Annotated in this window: 19 protein-coding genes and 1 pseudogene; all 20 read right to left on the bottom strand. The window is 69.0% G+C overall.

All coding sequences use genetic code 11. From position 1 onward, the window contains the following. Positions 1–184: 184 nt before the first annotated feature. The 20 genes and pseudogenes from RT051_RS11475 to RT051_RS11570 all read right to left on the bottom strand — a co-directional run bounded on the left by RT051_RS11475 (position 185) and on the right by RT051_RS11570 (position 20,017). Complete coding sequence (locus RT051_RS11475; protein WP_313076737.1) at positions 185–709, bottom strand: phosphoribosyltransferase; 525 nt, start codon at positions 707–709, stop codon at positions 185–187. 74 nt (positions 710–783) lie between these two features. After that, on the bottom strand, positions 784–2,160 hold the full coding sequence (locus tag RT051_RS11480; protein ID WP_313076741.1) for an adenylosuccinate synthase: 1,377 nt from the start codon (positions 2,158–2,160) through the stop codon (positions 784–786). Between the two features lie 54 nt (positions 2,161–2,214). Continuing rightward, complete coding sequence (locus RT051_RS11485) at positions 2,215–3,366, bottom strand: ATP phosphoribosyltransferase regulatory subunit (RefSeq protein WP_313076744.1); 1,152 nt, start codon at positions 3,364–3,366, stop codon at positions 2,215–2,217. Positions 3,367–3,444: 78 nt separating this feature from the next. After that, positions 3,445–3,636 (bottom strand): DUF2065 domain-containing protein, encoded by a 192-nt coding sequence (locus tag RT051_RS11490; protein ID WP_313076747.1) that lies wholly within the window; start codon positions 3,634–3,636, stop codon positions 3,445–3,447. Positions 3,637–3,654: 18 nt separating this feature from the next. Next, positions 3,655–4,554 (bottom strand): protease modulator HflC, encoded by a 900-nt coding sequence (locus RT051_RS11495; protein WP_313076750.1) that lies wholly within the window; start codon positions 4,552–4,554, stop codon positions 3,655–3,657. Positions 4,555–4,565: 11 nt separating this feature from the next. Then, a complete protein-coding gene (hflK, locus tag RT051_RS11500) occupies positions 4,566–5,957 on the bottom strand; it encodes an FtsH protease activity modulator HflK (protein WP_313076753.1) in 1,392 nt (463 codons plus the stop codon). Positions 5,958–6,012: 55 nt separating this feature from the next. Beyond that, complete coding sequence (gene hflX, locus RT051_RS11505; RefSeq protein ID WP_313076757.1) at positions 6,013–7,200, bottom strand: GTPase HflX; 1,188 nt, start codon at positions 7,198–7,200, stop codon at positions 6,013–6,015. A 63-nt stretch (positions 7,201–7,263) separates the two neighbouring features. After that, complete coding sequence (hfq, locus tag RT051_RS11510) at positions 7,264–7,530, bottom strand: RNA chaperone Hfq (protein ID WP_409520597.1); 267 nt, start codon at positions 7,528–7,530, stop codon at positions 7,264–7,266. A gap of 77 nt (positions 7,531–7,607) precedes the next feature. Continuing rightward, positions 7,608–8,954, bottom strand: a complete 1,347-nt coding sequence (gene der, locus RT051_RS11515; protein ID WP_313076761.1) for a ribosome biogenesis GTPase Der — start codon at positions 8,952–8,954, stop codon at positions 7,608–7,610. Between the two features lie 46 nt (positions 8,955–9,000). Then, entirely contained in the window at positions 9,001–10,155 is a 1,155-nt protein-coding gene (gene bamB / locus RT051_RS11520) for an outer membrane protein assembly factor BamB (RefSeq protein WP_409520599.1), read from the bottom strand. A gap of 5 nt (positions 10,156–10,160) precedes the next feature. Beyond that, on the bottom strand, positions 10,161–10,835 hold the full coding sequence (locus tag RT051_RS11525) for a tetratricopeptide repeat protein (protein WP_313076767.1): 675 nt from the start codon (positions 10,833–10,835) through the stop codon (positions 10,161–10,163). 17 nt (positions 10,836–10,852) lie between these two features. Next, entirely contained in the window at positions 10,853–12,142 is a 1,290-nt protein-coding gene (gene hisS, locus RT051_RS11530) for a histidine--tRNA ligase (RefSeq protein WP_313076770.1), read from the bottom strand. Positions 12,143–12,225: 83 nt separating this feature from the next. Next, positions 12,226–13,503, bottom strand: a complete 1,278-nt coding sequence (ispG, locus tag RT051_RS11535) for a flavodoxin-dependent (E)-4-hydroxy-3-methylbut-2-enyl-diphosphate synthase (protein WP_409520598.1) — start codon at positions 13,501–13,503, stop codon at positions 12,226–12,228. Between the two features lie 2 nt (positions 13,504–13,505). Continuing rightward, on the bottom strand, positions 13,506–14,414 hold the full coding sequence (locus RT051_RS11540; RefSeq protein ID WP_313076774.1) for a helix-turn-helix domain-containing protein: 909 nt from the start codon (positions 14,412–14,414) through the stop codon (positions 13,506–13,508). A gap of 55 nt (positions 14,415–14,469) precedes the next feature. Beyond that, the gene (pilW, locus tag RT051_RS11545) at positions 14,470–15,342 is read right to left on the bottom strand and encodes a type IV pilus biogenesis/stability protein PilW (RefSeq protein WP_313076778.1); all 873 of its coding nucleotides are present in this window, start codon (positions 15,340–15,342) and stop codon (positions 14,470–14,472) included. Then, on the bottom strand, positions 15,339–16,463 hold the full coding sequence (rlmN, locus tag RT051_RS11550) for a 23S rRNA (adenine(2503)-C(2))-methyltransferase RlmN (RefSeq protein ID WP_313076781.1): 1,125 nt from the start codon (positions 16,461–16,463) through the stop codon (positions 15,339–15,341). Before rlmN ends, pilW begins: the two co-directional genes overlap by 4 nt. Before the next feature lie 70 nt (positions 16,464–16,533). Continuing rightward, the gene (gene ndk / locus RT051_RS11555; protein WP_313076782.1) at positions 16,534–16,959 is read right to left on the bottom strand and encodes a nucleoside-diphosphate kinase; all 426 of its coding nucleotides are present in this window, start codon (positions 16,957–16,959) and stop codon (positions 16,534–16,536) included. 76 nt (positions 16,960–17,035) lie between these two features. Further along, a complete protein-coding gene (locus tag RT051_RS11560; RefSeq protein WP_313076785.1) occupies positions 17,036–18,307 on the bottom strand; it encodes a pseudouridine synthase in 1,272 nt (423 codons plus the stop codon). 34 nt (positions 18,308–18,341) lie between these two features. After that, a pseudogene (scpB, locus tag RT051_RS11565) lies at positions 18,342–18,884 on the bottom strand (SMC-Scp complex subunit ScpB); the annotation flags it as partial. A 119-nt stretch (positions 18,885–19,003) separates the two neighbouring features. After that, positions 19,004–20,017: an RluA family pseudouridine synthase gene (locus RT051_RS11570; protein WP_313076788.1), complete on the bottom strand. Its 1,014-nt coding sequence runs from the start codon at positions 20,015–20,017 to the stop codon at positions 19,004–19,006. Positions 20,018–20,092: the final 75 nt, after the last annotated feature.

Consider the following 20,092-nt stretch of genomic DNA (forward strand, 5'->3'; position numbering starts at 1 on the left):
GATCAGCGAAGCCTTGAACTATACACCAGAAATCCAGCCAGTTGCAAGACCGGGGGAAGAAAGTTTTTTAGGACCGCTCTTCCCGTCCTCTCTCATCGTTGAGCCGCATTGCGGCAAAAGCGTTGAGCGAGCCGCGCAGTATATCCGGAAAATCTGGCCCGGTTGAAAAATCTCTCTCAGCCTCTCAAAGTTTCCACTTTTCCAGCAGCTTGTCGGGCGTGAGGTTGTCGTAACCCTCGAACGGCTGATGGATCCATGGGTTGGTCGGGAGGAACTCGACAGAGTAATCCGGGGTGAACGTCGAGAAACCCTTGGTCCAGATGACGGCGCTGCGCAGCTCGGTGATGGGCGCGTAGTTGGTCTTGAGCATGTGGATCACCGCGTTCAGCGTATGGCCCGAGTCGGCCAGATCGTCCACCAGCAGCACCCGCCCGGCAATCTCTCCCCTAGGCGTCGTGATGAAGCGTGCAATGTCCAGATGCCCCTGCACCGTGCCGGCTTCAGCGCGGTAGGAACTGGTGGACATGATGGCCAGGGGCTTGTCGAAGATGCGGCTCAGGATGTCGCCCGGGCGCAGCCCGCCGCGGGCCAGGCACAGGATGGTGTCGAACTCCCAACCCGACTGATGCACCTTGAGCGCGAGCTTTTCGATCAGGTTGTGGTATTCGTCATAGCTCACATAGAGGTGCTTGCCATCTTCCGTCAGCATGTTTGCTCCCATTTCCATAGCTTCATCCCCTTGATGCACAAGGGTTTGAAGCATATTTGTATAAATATTTGGGTTCACTGCGCCAGGTAGGGGTTGCGCAGCAGGATGGTGTGGTCGCGGTCCGGGCTGGTCGAGATGACCGCAACCGGCACGCCGGACGTCTGTTCGATACGCTCCAGGTAGCGCCGCGCGTTGGCCGGCAGCGCCTCATAGTCGGTCACGCCCACGGTGGTTTCGCTCCAGCCGGGCAGGCGCTCATAGATGGGTATGCAGCGGGCGATCTCCTCGGCGCCCATCGGCAGCAGGTCGATGCGCTCGCCGTCGAGCTCGTAGCCGACGCACAGGCACAGCTCGGACAGGCCATCGAGCACGTCCAGCTTAGTGATGCACAGCCCCGTCAGGCCATTGACCTGGGCGCTGCGCTTGAGCAGGGCTGCGTCGAACCAGCCGCAGCGGCGGCTGCGCCCGGTGGTCACGCCGCGCTCGGCCCCGATGGTGCTCATGTGGTAGCCAGGCGTACCCGGCTTCTCCCATTCCAGCTCGGTCGGGAACGGACCGCCGCCCACGCGTGTGCAATACGCCTTGGTGATGCCCAGCACGTAATGCAGCAGGCTGGGGCCCACGCCGGCACCGGCCGCGGCGTTGCCCGCCACGCAGTTGCTCGACGTCACATAAGGATAAGTGCCGTGGTCCACGTCCAGCAGCGTGCCCTGGGCACCTTCGAACAGCAGATTGCTGCCTGCCGCGTGGGCCTCATTGAGCTCGCGCGAGACGTCGGCCATCATGGGGCGCAGCACCTCGGCGTGACGCATGGCCTCTTCATAGACCGCGTCGAACTGTACGGCCCCGTCCCGCAGATAAGGCTGCAGGGCCTCGCCGAACTGGAAGTCGCGCGAGCCCAGGAAGGTGGTCAGCACGTGGTTGTGCAAGGCCAGCAGTTCGCGCAGCTTGACGGCGAAACGCTCCGGATTCTTCAGGTCCTGCACCCGCAGGGCGCGGCGCGCGATCTTGTCCTCATAGGCTGGGCCAATGCCCCGGCCCGTGGTGCCGATCTTCTCGGCCCCACCCTGCTCGCGGGCTGCCTCGCGCGCCACGTCCAGCGCCACGTGGAAGGGCAGGATCAGCGGGCAGGCCTCGCTCACACGCAGGCGCGAACGTACCTCGACCCCCGCCTTTTCGAGACCGACGATTTCTTCGAGCAGCTTGGCCGCCGACAGCACCACGCCATTGCCGATGTAGCACTTGACCCCCGGGCGCATGATGCCGCTGGGAATCAGGTGCAGCGCCGTCTTCACGCCGTTGATGACCAGGGTGTGGCCGGCGTTGTGCCCGCCCTGGAAGCGCACCACGCCCTGCGCGCTCTCGGTGAGCCAGTCCACCAGCTTGCCCTTGCCCTCGTCGCCCCACTGGGTGCCGACCACGACGACGTTACGACCCTTGCTTGTCTGCATGTCCAATCCGATCCAAAACTCAAAAACCAAATCCCGCAGGCGCGCCGCGCGGGCTCATCCGAGGGCGCGCACCACCCACTGCCCGTCCAGCTGCACCAGCTCGCGATCACAACTGAATTCATCGACCTCGCTGCCATGCTCGGAGAGCATGCACACGACCGTCTCGCCCTGCTGACGCAGTGCGGTGATGGCGGCGCCGGCCTCTCCGTTGCAGTTCCAGGGTGCACGGATGGCTGCGCGCAGCGGCCGCGGCGCCACCACGCCCACCAACTGGCGCACATCCAGGCTGAAACCCGCGGCCGGCCGGTTGCGTCCGAAGGCCGCGCCGACTTCGTCGTAGCGTCCGCCGCGCACCAGGGCATCGCTGGCTCCGGGCGTGTAGATCGCAAACCGCGTGCCGCTGTAGTAGGCGTAGCCGCGCAGGTCGGCCAGGTCGAAAGACACCCGCGCGCCCTGCACGTGGCTCGCAATGGTTTGCAAATCTGATAGCGCATCAGCGATGCCTGGAGCCGCCTTGAGGGCAATTTTTGCCTCATCCAGCACGCGCTCGTCGCCATACAGCTGCAGCAGCGCCAGCAGACCCTCGCGCGAGGCGGCCGGAAACTTGCGTGTGAGGCCCGCCAGTTCGCTCGCATCCTTGGCAGCCAGCGCTGCATGCACCTGATTGAGCATTGCCAGATCGACCGGCACCCCCGCCAGCAGGGCGCGCACGATGCGCACGTCGGCCAGATCGACGCTGGCATCGCTCACCTGCGCCACGCGCAGGCACTGCAGCGCCAGCTGGACGGCCTCGATGTCGGCCTCGAGCCCGGCGTGGCCATAAATCTCGGCACCGAACTGCAGCGGCTCGCGCGTGGCGTGGGGCCGGTCCGGGCGGGTATGCAGCACCGGGCCGCAGTAGCACAGCCGCGTCACCCCCCCGCGGTTGAGCAGGTGCGCATCGATGCGTGCGACCTGCTGGGTGGTGTCGGCGCGCAGGCCGAGCGAGCGGCCCGACAGCTGGTCCACCAGCTTGAAGGTCTGCAGGTCCATGGCCTCGCCTGCGCCGGTGAGCAGGGATTCCAGGTGCTCCAGCAGCGGCGGCATGACCAGCTCATAGCCGTAGCTGCGCGCCGTATCGAGCAGGCCGCGGCGCAGTTCTTCGATGTGGCGGGCCTCGGAGGGCAGCACATCGGCAATGTGATCCGGCAGGACCCAGGCGGACATGGAAGAGGGAAGGCTGTTGAAAAAGGGATTCTATCGACTCGGGCGCCGCCCTTTGCGGCGCCGCGCCCGGGCCGTTGTTCAGGCAAGCAGCGCGAGCATGCACACCCCGGCCAGCAGGCTCAGGAATGCACAAAAGCGGATCTGCCCGTCGCGCAAGCGCAACACCTGCATGAACATGCGGCGCCAGCCCGCGGGCGAGAGGAGGGGCAGCAGCCCCTCGATCACCAGGACCATGCCCAGCGCCGCCAGCCAGTTGCCCGACCAGTCCACGCCCGCGGCCCGCTGTGCTTACTGGCCGGCGCGGGCGGCGGAGCCCGAACCGCGCAGGGCCTTGAAGAACTCGGTGGAAGACGGGTCCACGACCATGACATCGCTCTTGCGGCTGAAGCTGGACTTGTAGGCCTCCAGGCTCCGGTAAAACTGGGCGAACTGCGGATCGCGTCCGAAGGCCTCGCCGTAGGTGCGCGCCGCCTCGGCATCGCCCTCGCCCTTGACCTTCTGGGCATCGCGATAGGCATTGGCCACCGCGATCTCGCGCTGGCGGTCGGCGTCGGCACGAATCTTCTCGCCCTCGGCAGCGCCGGTGGAGCGCAGCTCGTTGGCCACGCGCTTGCGCTCGGCCTCCATGCGGCGATAGACGGACTCGGTGATGGCCTCGACGTAGTCCACGCGCGTGATGCGCACGTCCACCACGTCCACACCCCAGGGCTTGGCGCCGCGCACGGCCTCCAGCACCTCGCGCTTGACGTCCGACATGAGGGCATCACGTTTGGTGGACAGCAGCTCGCGCACGGTGCGGCGGTTGACCTCTTCCTGGAAGGCGTTGCGCACCACGCGGTTGAGCTGCAGGGCGCCGGCGCCCTCATCCAGACCCACGTTGCGGATGTACTCCGACGGGTCGGTGATCCGCCAGCGCACGTACCAGTCGATGACCACGCGCTGCTTCTCGGCCGTCAACATCGATTCGGTGTCAGAGCTGTCGAGCGTCAGCAGACGCTTGTCGATGTAGCGCACGTTCTGAAACGGCGGCGGCAGCTTGAAATTCAAGCCCGGTTCGGTGATGACTTCCTTGATCTGCCCCAGGGTATAGACCACGCCGAACTGGCGCTGGTCGACCACGAAGAGCATGGAACTGAGCAAGGCCAGCGCCACCAGCACGCTGGCGGCAAGAAATCCGATTCTGTTCACTCGGCAAACTCCTATCGTGTCTCGCGCTCGCGCGAGCGGCCCGCGTCACGCAGGCGCGAGTCGCCCGGCAGCGCCGGCGCATTGGCCGCAGCAGGCGACGGCCCGGCACCGGGCGCGGCAGAAGACGCGTCCGCGCCGCTGGCGGCGGGCGGGTTCTGCGTGACGCTCTGCATGATCTTGTCGAGGGGCAGATACAGCAGGTTGGAGCCTTGGCGCGACTCCACCAGCACCTTGGTCACGTTGCCGTAGATCTGCTGCATGGTCTCCAGGTACATGCGGTCGCGTGTGACCTGGGGGGCCTTCTGGTATTCCGTCAGGATGGAGGAAAAGCGCTGCGCATCGCCCTGGGCCTGGGCGACGATGCGCGCCTTGTAGGCAGCCGCCTCCTCGCCCAGCCGCGAGGCCGTGCCGACCGCGCGCGGGATCACGTCGTTGGCGTAGGCCTGGGCCTCGTTCTTGGCGCGTTCGCGCTCCTGCCCTGCCTTGAGCACGTCGTCGAATGCCGCCTGGACCTGCTCGGGCGGGCGCACCCCGCCTTGCTGCAGGTTGATGCCCACGACCTCGACACCCACCTTGTAGCGGTCCAGGATGGACTGCATCAGCTTGCGCACGCGCGGCGCGATCTGGTCACGCTCCTCGGCAAGGGCCGAGTCCATGCGCATCTTGCCGACCACCTCACGGACCGCCGTCTCGGCGGCCTGGACCACGGCGTCGGCCGGGTTGCGACTCTCGAACAGCCAGGCGCGCGCGTCGTTCAGACGATATTGCACGGCGAACTTGATCTCGACGATGTTCTCGTCTTCGGTCAGCATGGCCGACTCGCGCAGGCCCGTGCTCTTGATGATGCTGTCGCGCCCCACGTCCACCGAACGGATCTGCGTGACAAACACCAGCTCATGGCGCTGGATGGGATACGGCAGGCGCCAGTTGAAGCCGGCGCTCACTGTGCTCTTGTATTTGCCAAACTGGGTGATGACGGCCTGCTGGCCTTCCTGCACGATGAAGAAACCCGTGCCCAGCCAGATCAGCACGGCGATCGCGGCAATCACGCCCAGGCCCACGCCGGCATTCTTCATGTCGGGCTGAAAGCCTCCGCCGCCCAGCGGGCCAGGTGCCTGGCCACGCCCTCCCCCGCCGCCGCCACGCCCGCCGAACAGGCCGCCGAGCTTGCGGTTCAGGTCGCGCCACAGCTCGTCGAGGTCGGGCGGCTGCCCTCCGCCCTGGTTGCTGTCGCGGCCCCGGCCGCCCTGGGGGCGGTTGTCGCCCGGCCGTTCCGGCTCGGGGCGCGAATTGCCGTCGTTGCCATCATCGCCACGGCCCCAGCGCGGGTCGTTGAGATTGAAAACCCCCCGGATGCGCGCAGGCAGCAGGGCCCAGCGCGAGGAGCGGTCAGGTAGGTTCATGCGCGGATTCTCTTGTTCTCTAAAGACGCAAAAAAGCAAGCGCCATTGTGCCCAATCAGCCTGCGGGGTCCGCCAATTCAGGCCCGGGCGGAGGGGGCATGGCATCGCTCGCGGCACGGCCGGCCAGTGCCATGCGGGCCAGCTGCTCACGCAGGGCTGGCATGCCCGTGCCGGTGCGGGCGCTCACGAAGACGCGGGGGACCGGGCGCCCTCCCAGCTCGTAGCAGTCTTCCAGCAGCGCCGGACGGGACGGCTCGGCAATGGCGTCGAGCTTGTTGAACACCAGCAGCTGGGCAATGTCGGCGGCGCCGATCTCGGTCAGCACCGCCTGGACCTGCGCAATCTGCTCCGGGTAGCCCGGATTGGCCGCGTCCACCACGTGCAGCAGCAGGTCCGCGTCGACCGCCTCCTGCAAGGTTGCTTCGAAGGCATCGACCAGGCCGTGCGGCAGGTCGCGGATGAAGCCCACGGTGTCCGACAGCGACACCGAACCCACGTCCTGGCCCAGGTAGAGCTGGCGCGTGGTGGTGTCCAACGTGGCAAAGAGCTGGTCGGCGGCATAGGCACGCGCCTTGACCAGCGCGTTGAACAGCGTGGATTTGCCGGCATTGGTGTAGCCGACCAGGGAGATGTTGAAAGTCTCGCGGCGTTCGCGCTGGCGCCGCTGGGTGCCGCGCTGGCGCTTGACCTTGACCAGGCGCTCGCGCGTGCGCTTGATGGCATCGTCGATCATGCGCCGGTCGAGCTCGATCTGGCGCTCACCCGGGCCGCCGCGCGTGCCGATGCCGCCGCGTTGGCGCTCCAGGTGCGACCAGCGGCGCACCAGGCGGGTGGACAGGTATTGCAGGCGTGCCAATTCGACCTGCAGTTTGCCCTCGTGGCTGCGCGCGCGCTGGGCAAAGATCTCCAGGATCAGCAGGGTCCGGTCGTTGACCGGCAGGCCGATGTGGCGCTCCAGGTTGCGTTGCTGCGCCGGGCTCAGCGCCTGGTCGAACAACACCTCCTGGGCGCCGTGCATCTCCGCCAGCAGGCGGATCTCGTCGGCCTTGCCGCTGCCCACGAAGAGCGCCGCATCGGGCACCTTGCGCTTGCAGGTCAGGCGTGCAACGGGGTCGAGACCGGCCGTCTGCGCCAGCAGGCCCAGCTCTTCGAGCTCGTCGTCGAAATGAGGCAGGCCGAAATCCACGCCGACCAGAAGAACCGGCGCGGCGTGGCCATCAGAAGGGGTTAGGGAAGGATTCAAGACCGCAGGTGCGTGTTGCGCTTGGCGGTTGCACCCCAGGGCAGCGATGTGCTGCCGCCAGGCTCACCGGGCTTCGGCCGCGCCGGCTTCGCCGGAGTCGCTGGCCTCGGCGGTGGAGAAATTGACGGGACGACCCGGAACGATGGTCGAGATGGCGTGCTTGTAGACCATCTGCGTCACGGTGTTGCGCAGCAGCACCACGTACTGGTCGAAGGACTCGATCTGACCTTGCAACTTGATGCCGTTGACCAGGTAGATGGACACCGGCGTATGCTCGCGGCGCAGGGCGTTGAGGAAGGGATCTTGCAACAGCTGACCTTTATTGCTCACGATATTCTCCGTGTTCAGAAGTGTTGTTGTGGTGCAGCACCTTACCACAGCCTTGCGCCCTTGCAGGGCCCGGGGAATCAGCTGCCACTCTTGTCCGCGTAGGGGTTGCTGCTGGTCTTCATCTCGATGCGCAGGGGCGTACCGGCCAGGTTGAATTCCTTGCGGAACCGTCCCTCCAGGAAGCGCTTGTAGGCCTCGGTCACGTGTTCGAGCGAATTGCCGTGCACCACGATGACCGGCGGGTTCATGCCGCCCTGGTGGGCATAGCGCAGCTTGGGCCGGAACATGCCCGAGCGCTTGGGACTCTGGAACTGCACGGCCTCCAGCAGCACCCGCGTGAGCACCGGCGTGGGCATTTTGCAGTTGGCGGCCTTGTAGGCCTGCAGCAGCGACGTCCACAACGGCCCCAGGCCCTGTCGGCGAATGGCCGAGATGAAATGCATCGGCGCAAACTTGAGGAACGACAGCCGCGTCTCGATGGAGCGCTCGAGCAGCTGGCGCTCGTAGTCGTCGACCGCATCCCACTTGTTCACCGCCACGACCACGGCACGACCACTTTCAAGGATGTAGCCGGCGATGTGCGCGTCCTGGTCCGTCACGCCCTGCGTGGCGTCGATGAGCAGCAGCACCACGTGGGCCGACTCGATCGCCTGCAGCGTCTTGACGACGGAGAACTTCTCGATGGCTTCGAACACCCGCCCCTTGCGGCGCAGGCCCGCGGTGTCGATCAGTTCGAACTTCTGGCCCTGGCGCTCCAGCGGCACCGAGATGGCGTCTCGCGTGGTGCCGGGCAGGTCGAAGGCAACCAGGCGCTCCTCGCCCAGCCAAGTGTTGATGAGGGTGGACTTGCCCACGTTGGGCCGCCCGGCCACAGCCAGGCGAATGACGTTGCGCGCTTCGGCGTCTCCGTCGCCCTCTTCCTCGGGCTGCCAGCCGATGGCGTCCAGTGCCCGTTCGGCCAGGCTGCGCACGCCCTGCCCGTGCGCGGCCGAAACCGGCAGCACCTCGCCCAGGCCCAGCTCGTAGAACTCGGCCAGATGGGCGCTCTCCTGCATGCCCTCGGCCTTGTTGCCCGTCAACACGCAGGGCTTGCCCAGGCGGCGCAGGTAGGTGGCGATGTCGTGGTCTTGCGCCGAGACGCCGGCGCGGACATCAACAACAAAGATGACCACGTCGGCCTCGGCCACGGCCTGCTGCGTCTGGCGCGCCATCTCGCGGTAGATGCCGCTGGCGGCATCGGGTTCGAAGCCGCCGGTGTCGACGACGATGAACTCGCGCTTGCCCAGGCGGCCGTTGCCGTAGTGGCGATCGCGGGTGAGGCCGGCGAAGTCGGCAACGATGGCGTCGCGCGACTTGGTCAGGCGGTTGAACAGGGTGGACTTGCCGACGTTGGGCCGGCCCACCAGGGCGATGACCGGCTTCATGGTGTCATTCCTTCGGTTGCAATTTCAAGGGATGCGGGCGCCGTCATCATTCGGGGCGAAAACCGAAGACGCCACCCTTGCGCGTCACGACCACCAGGGTATCGGCGGCGACCACCGGAGCTGCGGCGATGCCGGAGCCGTCGGTGGCCAGGCGGTTCAGGGGCGAGGCGTCGTCGCGCGAGAGCAGGTGCACCAGGCCCGTGTCGTCGCCCACGACGACGGAGCGGCCCAGCACCAGCGGCGCGGTGAGCTTGCGCCATTGCAGGCGATCGGACGACCAGGCGCGCGAGCCGTCGGCGCGCCGCCAGGCCAGCACCGTGCCGTTGCCTTCGGTACCAAAGAGCATCTCCTCGTCACCATCGACGCCTTCGCCACCGCTGGCCTGCTGCGTCCACAGCACACTGCCGCGGCGCGCGTCGATGCAACCGACGCTGGCCTGGTAGGCGCGCGCGCAGAGGTTGTCGCCAATGCGGCTGGTGCGCCCGACGATCTCCACCAGGCGCTCCACGTCGTTGGTGCCGCGCGGACTGGCCAGGGGAGCTTCCCAGCGCACGCTGCCGTTGTCCGGGTTGAAGCCCACCAAGCGGCCCGACAGGCCGACCACCAGGGTGTCGCCCAAGGCCATCAGCACACCGCCCTGGCGCAAGATCAGCGGCTCGCCCGGGCGCTGCTGGCGCCACAGCTGGTAGCCGGTGGCGGCGTCGAAGGCGGTGACGGAGCGGTCGGACGCCAGCACGAAGATGCGGTTGCCGGCCACCAGCGGTGCTGTATAGGCCTGGGAGGACACGGGCTTGCGCCAGATCTCGCGCCCGCCGTCCAGGGCGATGACCTCGCTGGAGCGCGTCGCCACGGCCGACCAGCGGCCGTCGCTGCCCACGCCCGACGCCAGGGGGGTGCCCAGGTGGGCGCGCCATACATCGCCCCCGGTACGCGCGTCGATGGCCGCCACGTCGCCGGCGGCGGACGCCAGCAGCACGGTGTGCCCGAGCACGCGCGCATCCAGCGCCAGCCCCTGGGTGCTGCCGATCTGCGTGGTCCAGGCCTGGCGTACCCCCAGCACCGGCACGTTGGGGCCCAGCTCGGCCGGCTTGGGGCGCGAAGAGCCGCCGATCAGCGGCAGGCTGCCCAGGTTCGAGCAGCCCGTGAGGACCATCAGGCCCGCGAGGGCAGCGGCGACCGCGGCCGGTCGCGCAAAGCGCATGGTCTTCATTGGGCTCCTCCCGTCGTGGCGGCTGCCGCCACGGTTTCCACGCCCAGGGCGTTGAGCTTGGCCTCCACGAGCTGGCGGTAGTCGATGCGGCCGTCCAGCGCCTTCCAGGCGCGGCGGTATTCCTCCACCGCCTCGGTCTTCTTGCCCTGCAGTGCCAGCACGTCGCCCTTGCGGTCGGCCAGCAACGCCGCGAACTGCGCAGGCATGCCGGCAGACAGCTGGGCCAGCGCCTCGTCATAGGATTTCTGTTCGACCAGCAGCGCCGCCAGCCGCAGGCGCGCCAGCGCCTTGAGGCCCTCGTCGGAGGCCTTGTCGGCCACCCAGCCGAGCGCCGCGCGCGCCTCGTCGGCCTTGCCGGCTTCAGCCAGCGTGCGGGCGGCCAGCAGACCGGCCTGGCCGGCCTGCACCGTGCCGCCGTAGCCGGATTTCAATTCTTCGAAGGCCTGCTGCACGCGGCTGGCGTCTGCCGCCAGCGCGGCCGACTCCACGGCCTCGGCCAGGCCCGTGGCCTGCTGGGCCTGCCGGCCCTGCCATAGGCGCCAACCGTTCCAGGCGGCGATGGCGCCCATGACGACGATCAGCACCCAGGTGATGAGGTTGCCCCAGGTCTTCCAGAAGTGCTTGAGTTCCTCAAGCTGTTCCTGCTCCTGCAGGTCGAAGTTGTTGGCCATGTGGATCCGTGTGTCGTTCAGCGCGGCGATTGTAGGGTGGCAGCCCAGTCGGCCAGGGATGCCAGGGGCTGCTCGGTCTGCGCGCCCGCGTCGCGCAAAGGCTTGACGGTGACGGCGCCGCGCGCGAGCTCGTCGGCGCCGAAGACCAGGGCAAAGCGCGCGCCGCTGGCGTCCGCCTTCTTGAATTGCGACTTCATCGAGCCCATGCCCTCCCCCGCCCCGGCAGGCGCGTGCATCTGCACCGACACGCCCAGCGCGCGCAGGCGCTGCAGCGCGGCCATGACCTGCGGCAGCGCCGCCGCGTCGGGCACGATGGCGTAGGCGTCACAGGCGCAGGCGGGCGGCGCGGCGTGCTGCTCCCTGAGCAGCTCCAGCACCCGCTCCACGCCCAGGGCCCAGCCCACGGCCGGGGCGCTCTTGCCGCCGATCTGCTCGATCAGGTAGTCGTAGCGCCCGCCGCCGCAGATGGTGCCCTGCGAGCCCAGGCGGTCGGTGACGAACTCGAACACCGTCAGGTTGTAGTAGTCCATGCCGCGCACCAGGCGCGGGTTGATGCGCCAGGCCACACCGTTGGCGTCCAGGATCGCCTTCACGGCGTCGAAGTGGGCCAGCGAGGCTTCACCCAGGAAGTCCATGAGCTTGGGCGCGCCCTCGACCATCGCCTGCATGGCGGGGTTCTTGGTGTCCAGGATGCGCAACGGGTTGCTGTACAGGCGCCGGCGCGCGTCCTCGTCTAGCACCTCCTGGTGCTGTTCCAGGTAGGCGATGAGGGCCGCGCGGTGGGCCTTGCGCTCCTCGGGCTGACCCAGGCTGTTGAGCTCTAACCGCACGTCCTGCAGGCCCAGCTCCTGCCACAGCGCGTGCGCCAGCAAGATCAGCTCGGCATCCGCGTGGGCGCCCGGAAAGCCCAGCGCCTCGGCGCCGATCTGGTGGAACTGGCGATAGCGTCCGCGCTGGGGCCGCTCGTGGCGGAACATAGGACCCATGTAGTACAGGCGCTTGCCACCTTCGTACAGCATGGAATGCTCGACCACCGCACGCACCACGCCGGCCGTGGCCTCGGGGCGCAGGGTGAGCTGCTCGCCGTTGAGGCGGTCCTCGAAGGAGTACATCTCCTTCTCGACGATGTCCGTGACCTCGCCCAGGCCGCGCACGAACAGCGGCGTGGGCTCGACGATGGGAGTGCGGATGTTCCGATAGGCGTAGCGCGCCATGAGGGAGCGCACTTTGTCCTCCAGCCACTCCCAGCGCGCCGACTCGGGCGGCAGGATGTCGTTCATGCCCTTGATGGCGACCAGCTTCTGCATCTTGCTCGTTGTTCTATAAGTTTTGAATGAAATCGGGCTCTAGCGCTTGCCAGTCAAGCGCCAGCAGCTATTATTTTGATAGTTCAGGCGGCCACGCCGCCGAAGCGCCGCGCCACATAGTCCTGCACGATGGCCTGGAATTCCTCGGCGATGCGCTCGCCGCGCAGCGTCAGGGCCTTCTCGCCGTCGATGAACACCGGCGCCGCCGGCGCCTCGCCCGTGCCGGGCAGGCTGATGCCGATGTCGGCGTGCTTGCTCTCGCCCGGGCCGTTGACGATGCAGCCCATGACGGCGACCTTCATCTTCTCCACGCCCGGGTAGCGTGCGCGCCACACAGGCATCTGTGCGCGCAGGTAGTCGTCGATCTGCTTGGCCAGCTCCTGGAACGTGGTGCTGGTGGTGCGCCCGCAACCCGGGCACGCGGTGACGCTCGGCACGAAGCTGCGCAGGCCCAGCGCCTGCAGGATCTCGGAGGCGACCACCACCTCCTGCGTGCGCGCCTCGCCCGGCTGGGGCGTGAGCGAGACGCGGATGGTGTCGCCGATGCCCTCCTGCAGCAAGATGGCCAGCGCCGCGCTGGAGGCCACCGTCCCTTTGGTGCCCATGCCGGCCTCCGTCAGGCCCAGGTGCAGCGCGTAGTCGCAGCGGCGCGCCAGTTCGCGGTACACGGCGATCAGGTCCTGCACGCCGCTGACCTTGCACGACAGGATGATCTGCTCGCCCGCCAGCCCCATGCTCTCGGCCAGGCGGGCCGAATCGATGGCCGAGGTGATCAGGGCCTCGTACATGACCTGGCGCGCATCCAGCGGCCGGGCGCGGCGGTTGTTGGCATCCATCAGGCTGGCCAGCAGCTCCTGGTCTAGGCTGCCCCAGTTGACGCCGATGCGCACGGCCTTGTCCCAGCGCGCGGCGGCCTCGATCATCTGGCCGAACTGGCGGTCGCGCTTGTCGCCCTTGCCCACGTTGCCCGGGTTGATGCGGTACTTGGACAGCGCCTGGGCGCAGTCCGGATGCTCGGTCAGCAGCCGGTGGCCGTTGTAGTGAAAGTCGCCCACCAGCGGCACGTCGATGCCCATGCGGTCGAGCTGCTCGCGGATGTGGGGCACGGCCTGGGCCGCCTCGGGCGTGTTGACGGTGATGCGCACCAGCTCCGAGCCCGCCTGCGCCAGCTCCTTGACCTGGATGGCGGTGCCGATGGCGTCCACCGTGTCGGTGTTGGTCATCGACTGGATGCGCACCGGCGCATCGCCGCCGACGGTGACCACGCGGCTACCCCATGCGACCCGCGCCTGGCGCGTGCGCCGGGGCATGGGGGCGGCCAGGGGGATGGGAGCATGCTCGTGGGTGACAGGGTCGGTCATGTTCATTTCACTTCGAAACGCGCCACGTTGTCGCGGGTCAGCGGCTTGAGGTCCAGGGGCGCGCCACGCACCAGCACTTCCGTCGCGTCGGCCTTGCCAATCACGACGGACCAGGGGGGCGTACCGGGCACGGGTGCGCTCTCGCCCTCGGCCAGGATTTTCTGCAGCACCACGGCACCCCCAGCCGCCCGCACCTGCACCCACGAGGGCGCGCGTGCGCGCAGCACCAGGGTCTCGACCGGGGCCTGCGCCAGGGTGGCGCCGGAGGCCGTCGTCACGGCAGGCGCCGGGGTGGCAGCCACCGTCGCGGCAGGCGGTTGCGCCCCGGGCGCTGCCGGGGTGGGCGGCGTGTCGGTGCCAGTCACCGGGGGCGCGGGGGCCTGGGCAGCCGGGGCGGCGGCCTGGGGTTCGGCCTGCTGCTCCGGGGGATTGGACGGCGCAGGCACGGGCCGGGCCGCGTCCGCTTCCTCGTTGCCCGCGGAGGGCAGCCAGTCCATCAGCGGATTGCGCCCACCGTCCCGCACCGGCCAGAGCGCCACGGCGACGGCCGCCAGCAGCAACCCCACCACTGCCACGACCAGAGTACGCGAGCGGGGGGCACCACTTGCGGGGCCGCCCAGGCCGCCGCGCGGCACGGAATCGCGGAACGTGGCGTTGATGCCCTCGCCCACGCGCAGCTGGGCCGGCTGGCCGCCCGGCAGCAGGGCCAGGACCGGGGCCGGATCGGCCTTGAGCGCGCGGCAGGCGCTGGCGGCCACGGCGCGCAGAAAGACCGTGTCGGGGAAGGTGTCGTAGCGATCCTCCTCAAGGGCCTCCAGGCGCGCCACCGGCACTTTGAGCATGGATGCCAGGGTGGCCACATGCAGGCCCGCTGCCTCACGCAATTGCGCCAGCAGGCGGCCGGCGGTCACGCCCCGGGCCTGTGGCTCTGCGCCTCCCTCCATCCAGGCAGTTTCTTGTCTGGTGTCATTCATCAAACGCCCCCCGCTCCAGTGCCTGCGTCTGCCGGGCCTCGGGAAAGCGCTTGCGCAGCTGCGCCATCAACTGGCGCATGGCGACGCCGTTGCCCAGGGCCCGCTCTATCTTGATGCCCAGCCACAGCGACTCGGCATTGGAAAATTCGCCATTGTTCACGCGGCGCGCGTGGAACTGCGCACGCTCGCTCTGCCCCTGGGCGAACAGCAGAGCCGCGAGGTGGTATCCCGTCGCCGGATTGGCGGGGTCGACCTGGTAGGCACGCTGCAAGGTCTGCTCGGCCTGACTGTCCTGGCCCGCGCGTTGCTGGCACAGCCCCTGCGACAGCAGGGTCTTGCCCCGCAGGGCATAGGTCGGGACGGCCAGCGCGCGCTCGAAGAGCTGGTTGGCGCGGGCGTACTGGCTGCGCTGGCACTGCAGCCAGCCCAGGTTGTGCAGGATGTCGGGGTCGCGCGGCCTCATGCCCAGGGCGCGCTCCAGATCGGCCTGGGCCTGTTCCTCGTCGCCCATCGCCATGTGCACCAGGCCGCGCAGGTGCCAGGCATCGGCGAAGCCCGGGTCGGCCGCCAGGGCCTGACCCGCCTCCTCCAGCGCCACGGCGTTCTGCCCGCGCTGCAGGTAGCTGGCCGCCAGCTCCAGCCGGATGTGTGCACGCCGGCGTGCTTCGCTGTCGCTGTGCAGGGCCGCAGCGTCCGCGCCATCCGGGGAGCGGCCCTGTTGGGCACAGCCGGACAGCAGGGCCAGCAAGCCCAGCGCGCAGGCCGCCGCGCCCCTGCGCAGGGCTGCGGGCGGCAGGGCCGGATGCTGCCCCGTGCCGCCGCTCGCCGGCCGAATCGTCTTGCCGATGCACACGCGCTGGGTCATGCCACCGGCTTGATGGGGATGGTGCGCAGCTTGGCCATGCGCTCGCCCACCCGCGTGCGGTCCTGCACGTCGCCAGCGAGCTGGCCGCAGGCCGCGTCAATGTCGTCGCCCCTAGTCTTGCGCACGGTGGTCACGATGCCGGCATCGCTCAGCAGGCGGGCAAACGCCGCCACGGCTGCCGGCGGCGAGCGCCGCAGGCCCGAGGCGGGAAAGGGATTGAAGGGAATCAGGTTGAGCTTGCAGGGCACGGCGGGCATGCCCGCGGCGCCCGTCACCAGGGCGATGAGCTCGCGCGCATGCTCGGGCTGGTCGTTGACCCCGTCGAGCATGCAGTATTCGAAGGTGATGAAGTCGCGCGGCGCATGATCCAGGTAGCGCCGGCATGCACCCAGCAGCTCGGCCAGCGGGTACTTGCGGTTGAGCGGCACCAGGTTGTCGCGTAGCGGATCCTCGGGGGCGTGCAGCGAGACCGCCAGCGCCACCGGGCAGTCCTGCGCCAGGCGGTCGATCATGGGCACCACGCCCGAGGTGGACACGGTGACGCGCCGGCGCGACAGGCCGTAGGCGTGGTCGTCGAGCATGGTGCGCAGCGCCGGCACCAGCGCGCCGTAGTTCTGCAGCGGCTCGCCCATACCCATCATGACGATGTTGGAGATGACGCGCTCGCTGGTGCCGCGGCGCGCGCGCAGCTGATGCTCGGCAAACCAGAGCTGGGCGACGATCTCGCCCGCGGTCAGGTTGCGGCTGAAGCCCTGGTGGCCGGTCGAGCAGAAGCGGCAGCCCACGGCGCACCCGGCCTGCGAGGAGAGGCACAGCGTGGCCCGGTCGTCCTCGGGGATGAACACCGTCTCCACGGCATTGCCGCCGCCCACGTCGAACAGCCACTTGATGGTGCCGTCGGCCGAGACATGCTCCTGCACCACCGGCAGCGCCGCCACATGGGCGCGGCCCTTCAATTTCTCGCGCAGCGACTTGGCCAGATCGGTCATCTGGTCGAAGTCGCTCGCGCCGCGCTGGTGGATCCAGCGAAACAGTTGCGTGGCCCGAAAACGCTTCTCGCCCAGCTGCTCGCAGAAGGCGGTCATGCCGTCCAGGTCCAGGTCCAGCAGGCTGATGCTCATGACGTTCTCGATAGGTTCCACGCTCCGGCCATCCGTTGCCAGGGCGCTGCCGGGCAGCGCCCTGGGCCCATCAGCGGGCGTAGATGTTCAGGCCGGGGAAGAAGAAGGCGATTTCGACCTGCGCCGTCTCGGCAGCGTCCGAGCCGTGCACGGCGTTGGCGTCGATGCTGTCGGCGAAATCGGCGCGGATGGTGCCGGCCTCGGCCTTCTTGGGGTCGGTGGCGCCCATCAGTTCACGGTTTTTCAGGATGGCGTTCTCGCCTTCCAGCACCTGCACCATCACCGGGCCGGAGATCATGAAGTCCACCAGGTCCTTGAAGAAGGGACGCTCCTTGTGCACGCCGTAGAACTGCTCGGCCTCGGCGCGCGAGAGATGGATCATGCGGGCTGCGGCAACCTTCAGGCCGGCAGCCTCGAAGCGGGCGTAGATCTGGCCGATGACGTTCTTGGCGACGGCGTCGGGCTTGATGATGGAGAGGGTGCGTTCGATGGCCATGGTTTTTCCTTGGAAAGGGTTCGGGTTGTTTTTCGCCGGCAGGCAAAACCGGCAATTTTAACTTTGCTGCCAGCCCTCAACGGCCGCCACGTTTTTGCCCGCTGCCGCGCGTCTTCTGGCGCTGACGCTGGCGCGCCAGGCTGTCTGCGCCGATGTAGCCCACGGACGTCTTCAGCGGGTCGGGCTGCTGGCTGCCCGCCGGCCCGGGCCCCGGCTCCTGTCGCGGGCCGCGGGCGCGGGGCGCCGCCAGGGGCTTCTGGGGTTGCGCTGCCTTGCGCTGGGGCCTGTCGACGGCGCCACGTCCGCCGCGGCTGCGTGCCGGCCCCTCGGTGCGCGGCACCTCGGCTCCGGCAGCCCGCATCAGGGCCTGGATGTCGCGGTCGTCGAGCTCCAGCCAGGCGCCGCGCCTCAAGCCGCGCGGCAGCTGCATGGCACCGTAGCGGATGCGGATCAGCCGGCTGACGGCGTGGCCCACGGCCTCGAACATGCGCCGCACCTCGCGGTTGCGGCCTTCGGAGATGGTCACCCGGTACCAGCAGTTCGCGCCCTCGCCACCCCCGTCCTCGATGGAGCCGAAAGCCGCTGTGCCGTCCTCGAGCTGCACGCCGTCGAGCAGCCGCTGGCGTTCCTCGTCGCTCAGGGCGCCCAGCACGCGCACGGCGTACTCGCGCTCCAGTCCGAAGCGGGGGTGCATCAGCCGGTTGGCCAGCTCGCCCGAGCTGGTCAGCAGCAGGAGACCCTCGGTGTTCAGGTCCAGCCGCCCGACCGACTGCCACTTGCCATGCGCCAGGCGCGGCAGCTTGCGAAACACCGTCGGGCGGTTCTGCGGGTCGTCGTGCGTGACCACCTCGCCCACCGGCTTGTGGTAGGCGATCACCCGCGCCGGCGGCGGCTCGATGCGCAGGCGGATCGGCCGGCCGTTGACCTTGATGCGGTCGCCATACTGCACCCGCTGGCCCACGTGCGCCGGCTCGTCGTTGACCGAAATCCGGCCCTCGACGATGAGCTGCTCCATCTCCAGGCGCGAGCCGACGCCCGCCTGGGCCAGCACCTTGTGCAGCTTGGGGCTTTCCACGTGCGGCTCCAGCACGCGCTTGGTGATGGCAGCGGCTTCGCCCGTCTCATCCTGGTCGAGCTGGCCCGAGACCACGTCCTCGAAGTAGTAGCCCTGCCCGGCCGGCAGCTGGTTCCCGTCGGCCGCGGCCGCGGGCGCGGGCTCCGGTACAGGCTCAGGCAGACGCTCGCCTGCCGGCCTGCGCGACGGGCGCGGGGCGCCTTGCGCCCGGGACTGCGTCCGGTCCTGCGACGGGGGGCGCGGCTTGCGCGGGCGCCTGGGGGCTTGGTTCATGGTGTCAATCTCCGTTGTGCGCGGGCAGCAGCCCCGCCAGCATGTCGTGCATGTCCGCCCGCTGGGAAAGGTCCTGCAGCGGCGGCAGTTGGTCCAGGGACCGCAGGCCCAGGTCATCGAGGAACTGTCTGGTCGTGGCCAGCAGCGCCGGCCGGCCCACGGTTTCCCGATGGCCCACTACCTCCACCCAGCCCCGGTCCTCCAGCTGCCGCACGATCAGGCTGTTGACCGTGACGCCGCGGATCTCCTCGATGTCGCCCCGGGTGACCGGCTGGCGGTAGGCAATGATGGCCAGCGTCTCCAGCACGGCGCGCGTGTAGCGCGGCGGCTTCTCCGGGTGCAGCCGGTCCAGGTACTCGCGCATCTGGGGCCGGCTCTGGAAGCGCCAGCCGCTGGCCAGCGCCACAAGTTCGACCCCACGCGCATCCCAGTCGCCCTGCAGTTCCTGCAGGAGCTTCCTGATCGTCTCGGTATCAAGCGCGCCCTCCAGCAGAGTGCGCAGTTCGCGCAGCGACAGCGGCTGGCTGGCGCAGAGCAAGGCGGTCTCCAGGACGCGCTTGGCATCCACCGGGTTCATGGTGCGACAGTTGCGAAATAGGGGCACACCGGCAGGCGGGCGGGTGGCTCGGGCCGCGCCTTCCCAGGCACGGCGAAAAGAGGGGCAGCGAAGCGAGAGCCTGGCTGAGCCGCGAAACGTCACGCGGCAAAAAGGCGATTGTAGCCGAGGCCCCACAGATCGAGTGCTGCCTGCATGTCCTGGGGCAGCGGCGCATGGAATTGCAGAACCCCGCCCGTTACCGGGTGCTCGAACGCGAGCCGCCACGCGTGCAGCGCCTGGCGCGCAAGGCCCGCGCCCGGCCGCCCGCCGTACAGGGCATCGGCCACCAGGGGATGCCCGATGGACGCCATGTGCACGCGAATCTGGTGCGTGCGTCCGGTATGCAGCGTGCACTGCACGAGGCAGGCCTCCTGCCCCTGCGCCAGCAGCTGGAAGTCGGTGCGCGCCGGCTTGCCTGCATTCGCCGCCAGGTCGACCACCGCCATGCGCAGCCGCTGGCGCGGGTCACGGCCGATGGGCGCATCCACGCGCCGCTGCTCCGCGCCACGCCACTGCCCCCAGGCCAGCGCAAGGTACTGGCGGCTGACCTCGCGCGCGGCAATCATGCGCACCAGCGCGTCCATGGCGGCGCGCGTGCGGGCCACCACCATCAGGCCACTGGTGTCCTTGTCCAGCCGGTGCACGACGCCGGCGCGTGGCACCCCGGCAGCGCGCGCGTCGCGCCCCAGCAGGGCATTGAGCAGCGTGCCGCTCCAGTGGCCAGGCGCGGGATGCACCACCAGGCCCGCGGGCTTGTTGACGACCAGCAGGTGCTCGTCCTCATGCACCACGTCGATGGGCAGCGCCTCGGGACGGAACGCCTGGCTTTGCAGCGTCGGGCGCATCTCCAGGGTGAGGCGCTCGCCCGCGCGCACCTTGTGTGCGGGCTTGGGCGCAGGGCCGCCCTGCCACTGCACGGCGCCCTGCGCCAGCAGCTGCTGCAGGTAGCTGCGAGAGAGTTCGGGCACCAGCTCGACCAGCGCCTTGTCCAGCCGCTGCTGGTGCAGCGGCGCGGGAACGATGAATTCCCGCAGTTCGGACGCCTCCTCGCCGGCGCAGGCGGGGTCGGCGCCCTCCTCGTCTTCGGACTCTGGTGGCCCGCCAGCAGCCATGTCCGCCGCGGTCCGGTCAGCGCGCGGGCAGGTAGCGCGCCGGATCGACCGGCTTGCCCTGGCGGCGGATCTCGA

Origin of the sequence: Melaminivora sp. (assembly GCF_032059615.1) — a bacterium.
GTDB lineage: Bacteria > Pseudomonadota > Gammaproteobacteria > Burkholderiales > Burkholderiaceae_C > Melaminivora.

Excerpts from the sequence above, each read along its gene's own strand:
- der (WP_313076761.1), bottom strand. The coding sequence starts at position 8,954 with ATGAAGCCGGTCATCGCCCTGGTGGGCCGGCCCAACGTCGGCAAGTCC.
- RT051_RS11560 (WP_313076785.1), bottom strand. The coding sequence starts at position 18,307 with ATGAACCAAGCCCCCAGGCGCCCGCGCAAGCCGCGCCCCCCGTCGCAG.
- RT051_RS11525 (WP_313076767.1), bottom strand. The coding sequence starts at position 10,835 with ATGGCCAACAACTTCGACCTGCAGGAGCAGGAACAGCTTGAGGAACTC.
- RT051_RS11570 (WP_313076788.1), bottom strand. The coding sequence starts at position 20,017 with ATGGCTGCTGGCGGGCCACCAGAGTCCGAAGACGAGGAGGGCGCCGAC.
- ispG (WP_409520598.1), bottom strand. The coding sequence starts at position 13,503 with ATGACCGACCCTGTCACCCACGAGCATGCTCCCATCCCCCTGGCCGCC.
- hisS (WP_313076770.1), bottom strand. The coding sequence starts at position 12,142 with ATGCAGAAGCTGGTCGCCATCAAGGGCATGAACGACATCCTGCCGCCC.
- ndk (WP_313076782.1), bottom strand. The coding sequence starts at position 16,959 with ATGGCCATCGAACGCACCCTCTCCATCATCAAGCCCGACGCCGTCGCC.
- hflK (WP_313076753.1), bottom strand. The coding sequence starts at position 5,957 with ATGAACCTACCTGACCGCTCCTCGCGCTGGGCCCTGCTGCCTGCGCGC.
- bamB (WP_409520599.1), bottom strand. The coding sequence starts at position 10,155 with ATGCGCTTTGCGCGACCGGCCGCGGTCGCCGCTGCCCTCGCGGGCCTG.
- pilW (WP_313076778.1), bottom strand. The coding sequence starts at position 15,342 with ATGACCCAGCGCGTGTGCATCGGCAAGACGATTCGGCCGGCGAGCGGC.
- RT051_RS11485 (WP_313076744.1), bottom strand. The coding sequence starts at position 3,366 with ATGTCCGCCTGGGTCCTGCCGGATCACATTGCCGATGTGCTGCCCTCC.
- RT051_RS11475 (WP_313076737.1), bottom strand. The coding sequence starts at position 709 with ATGCTGACGGAAGATGGCAAGCACCTCTATGTGAGCTATGACGAATAC.
- rlmN (WP_313076781.1), bottom strand. The coding sequence starts at position 16,463 with ATGAGCATCAGCCTGCTGGACCTGGACCTGGACGGCATGACCGCCTTC.
- RT051_RS11480 (WP_313076741.1), bottom strand. The coding sequence starts at position 2,160 with ATGCAGACAAGCAAGGGTCGTAACGTCGTCGTGGTCGGCACCCAGTGG.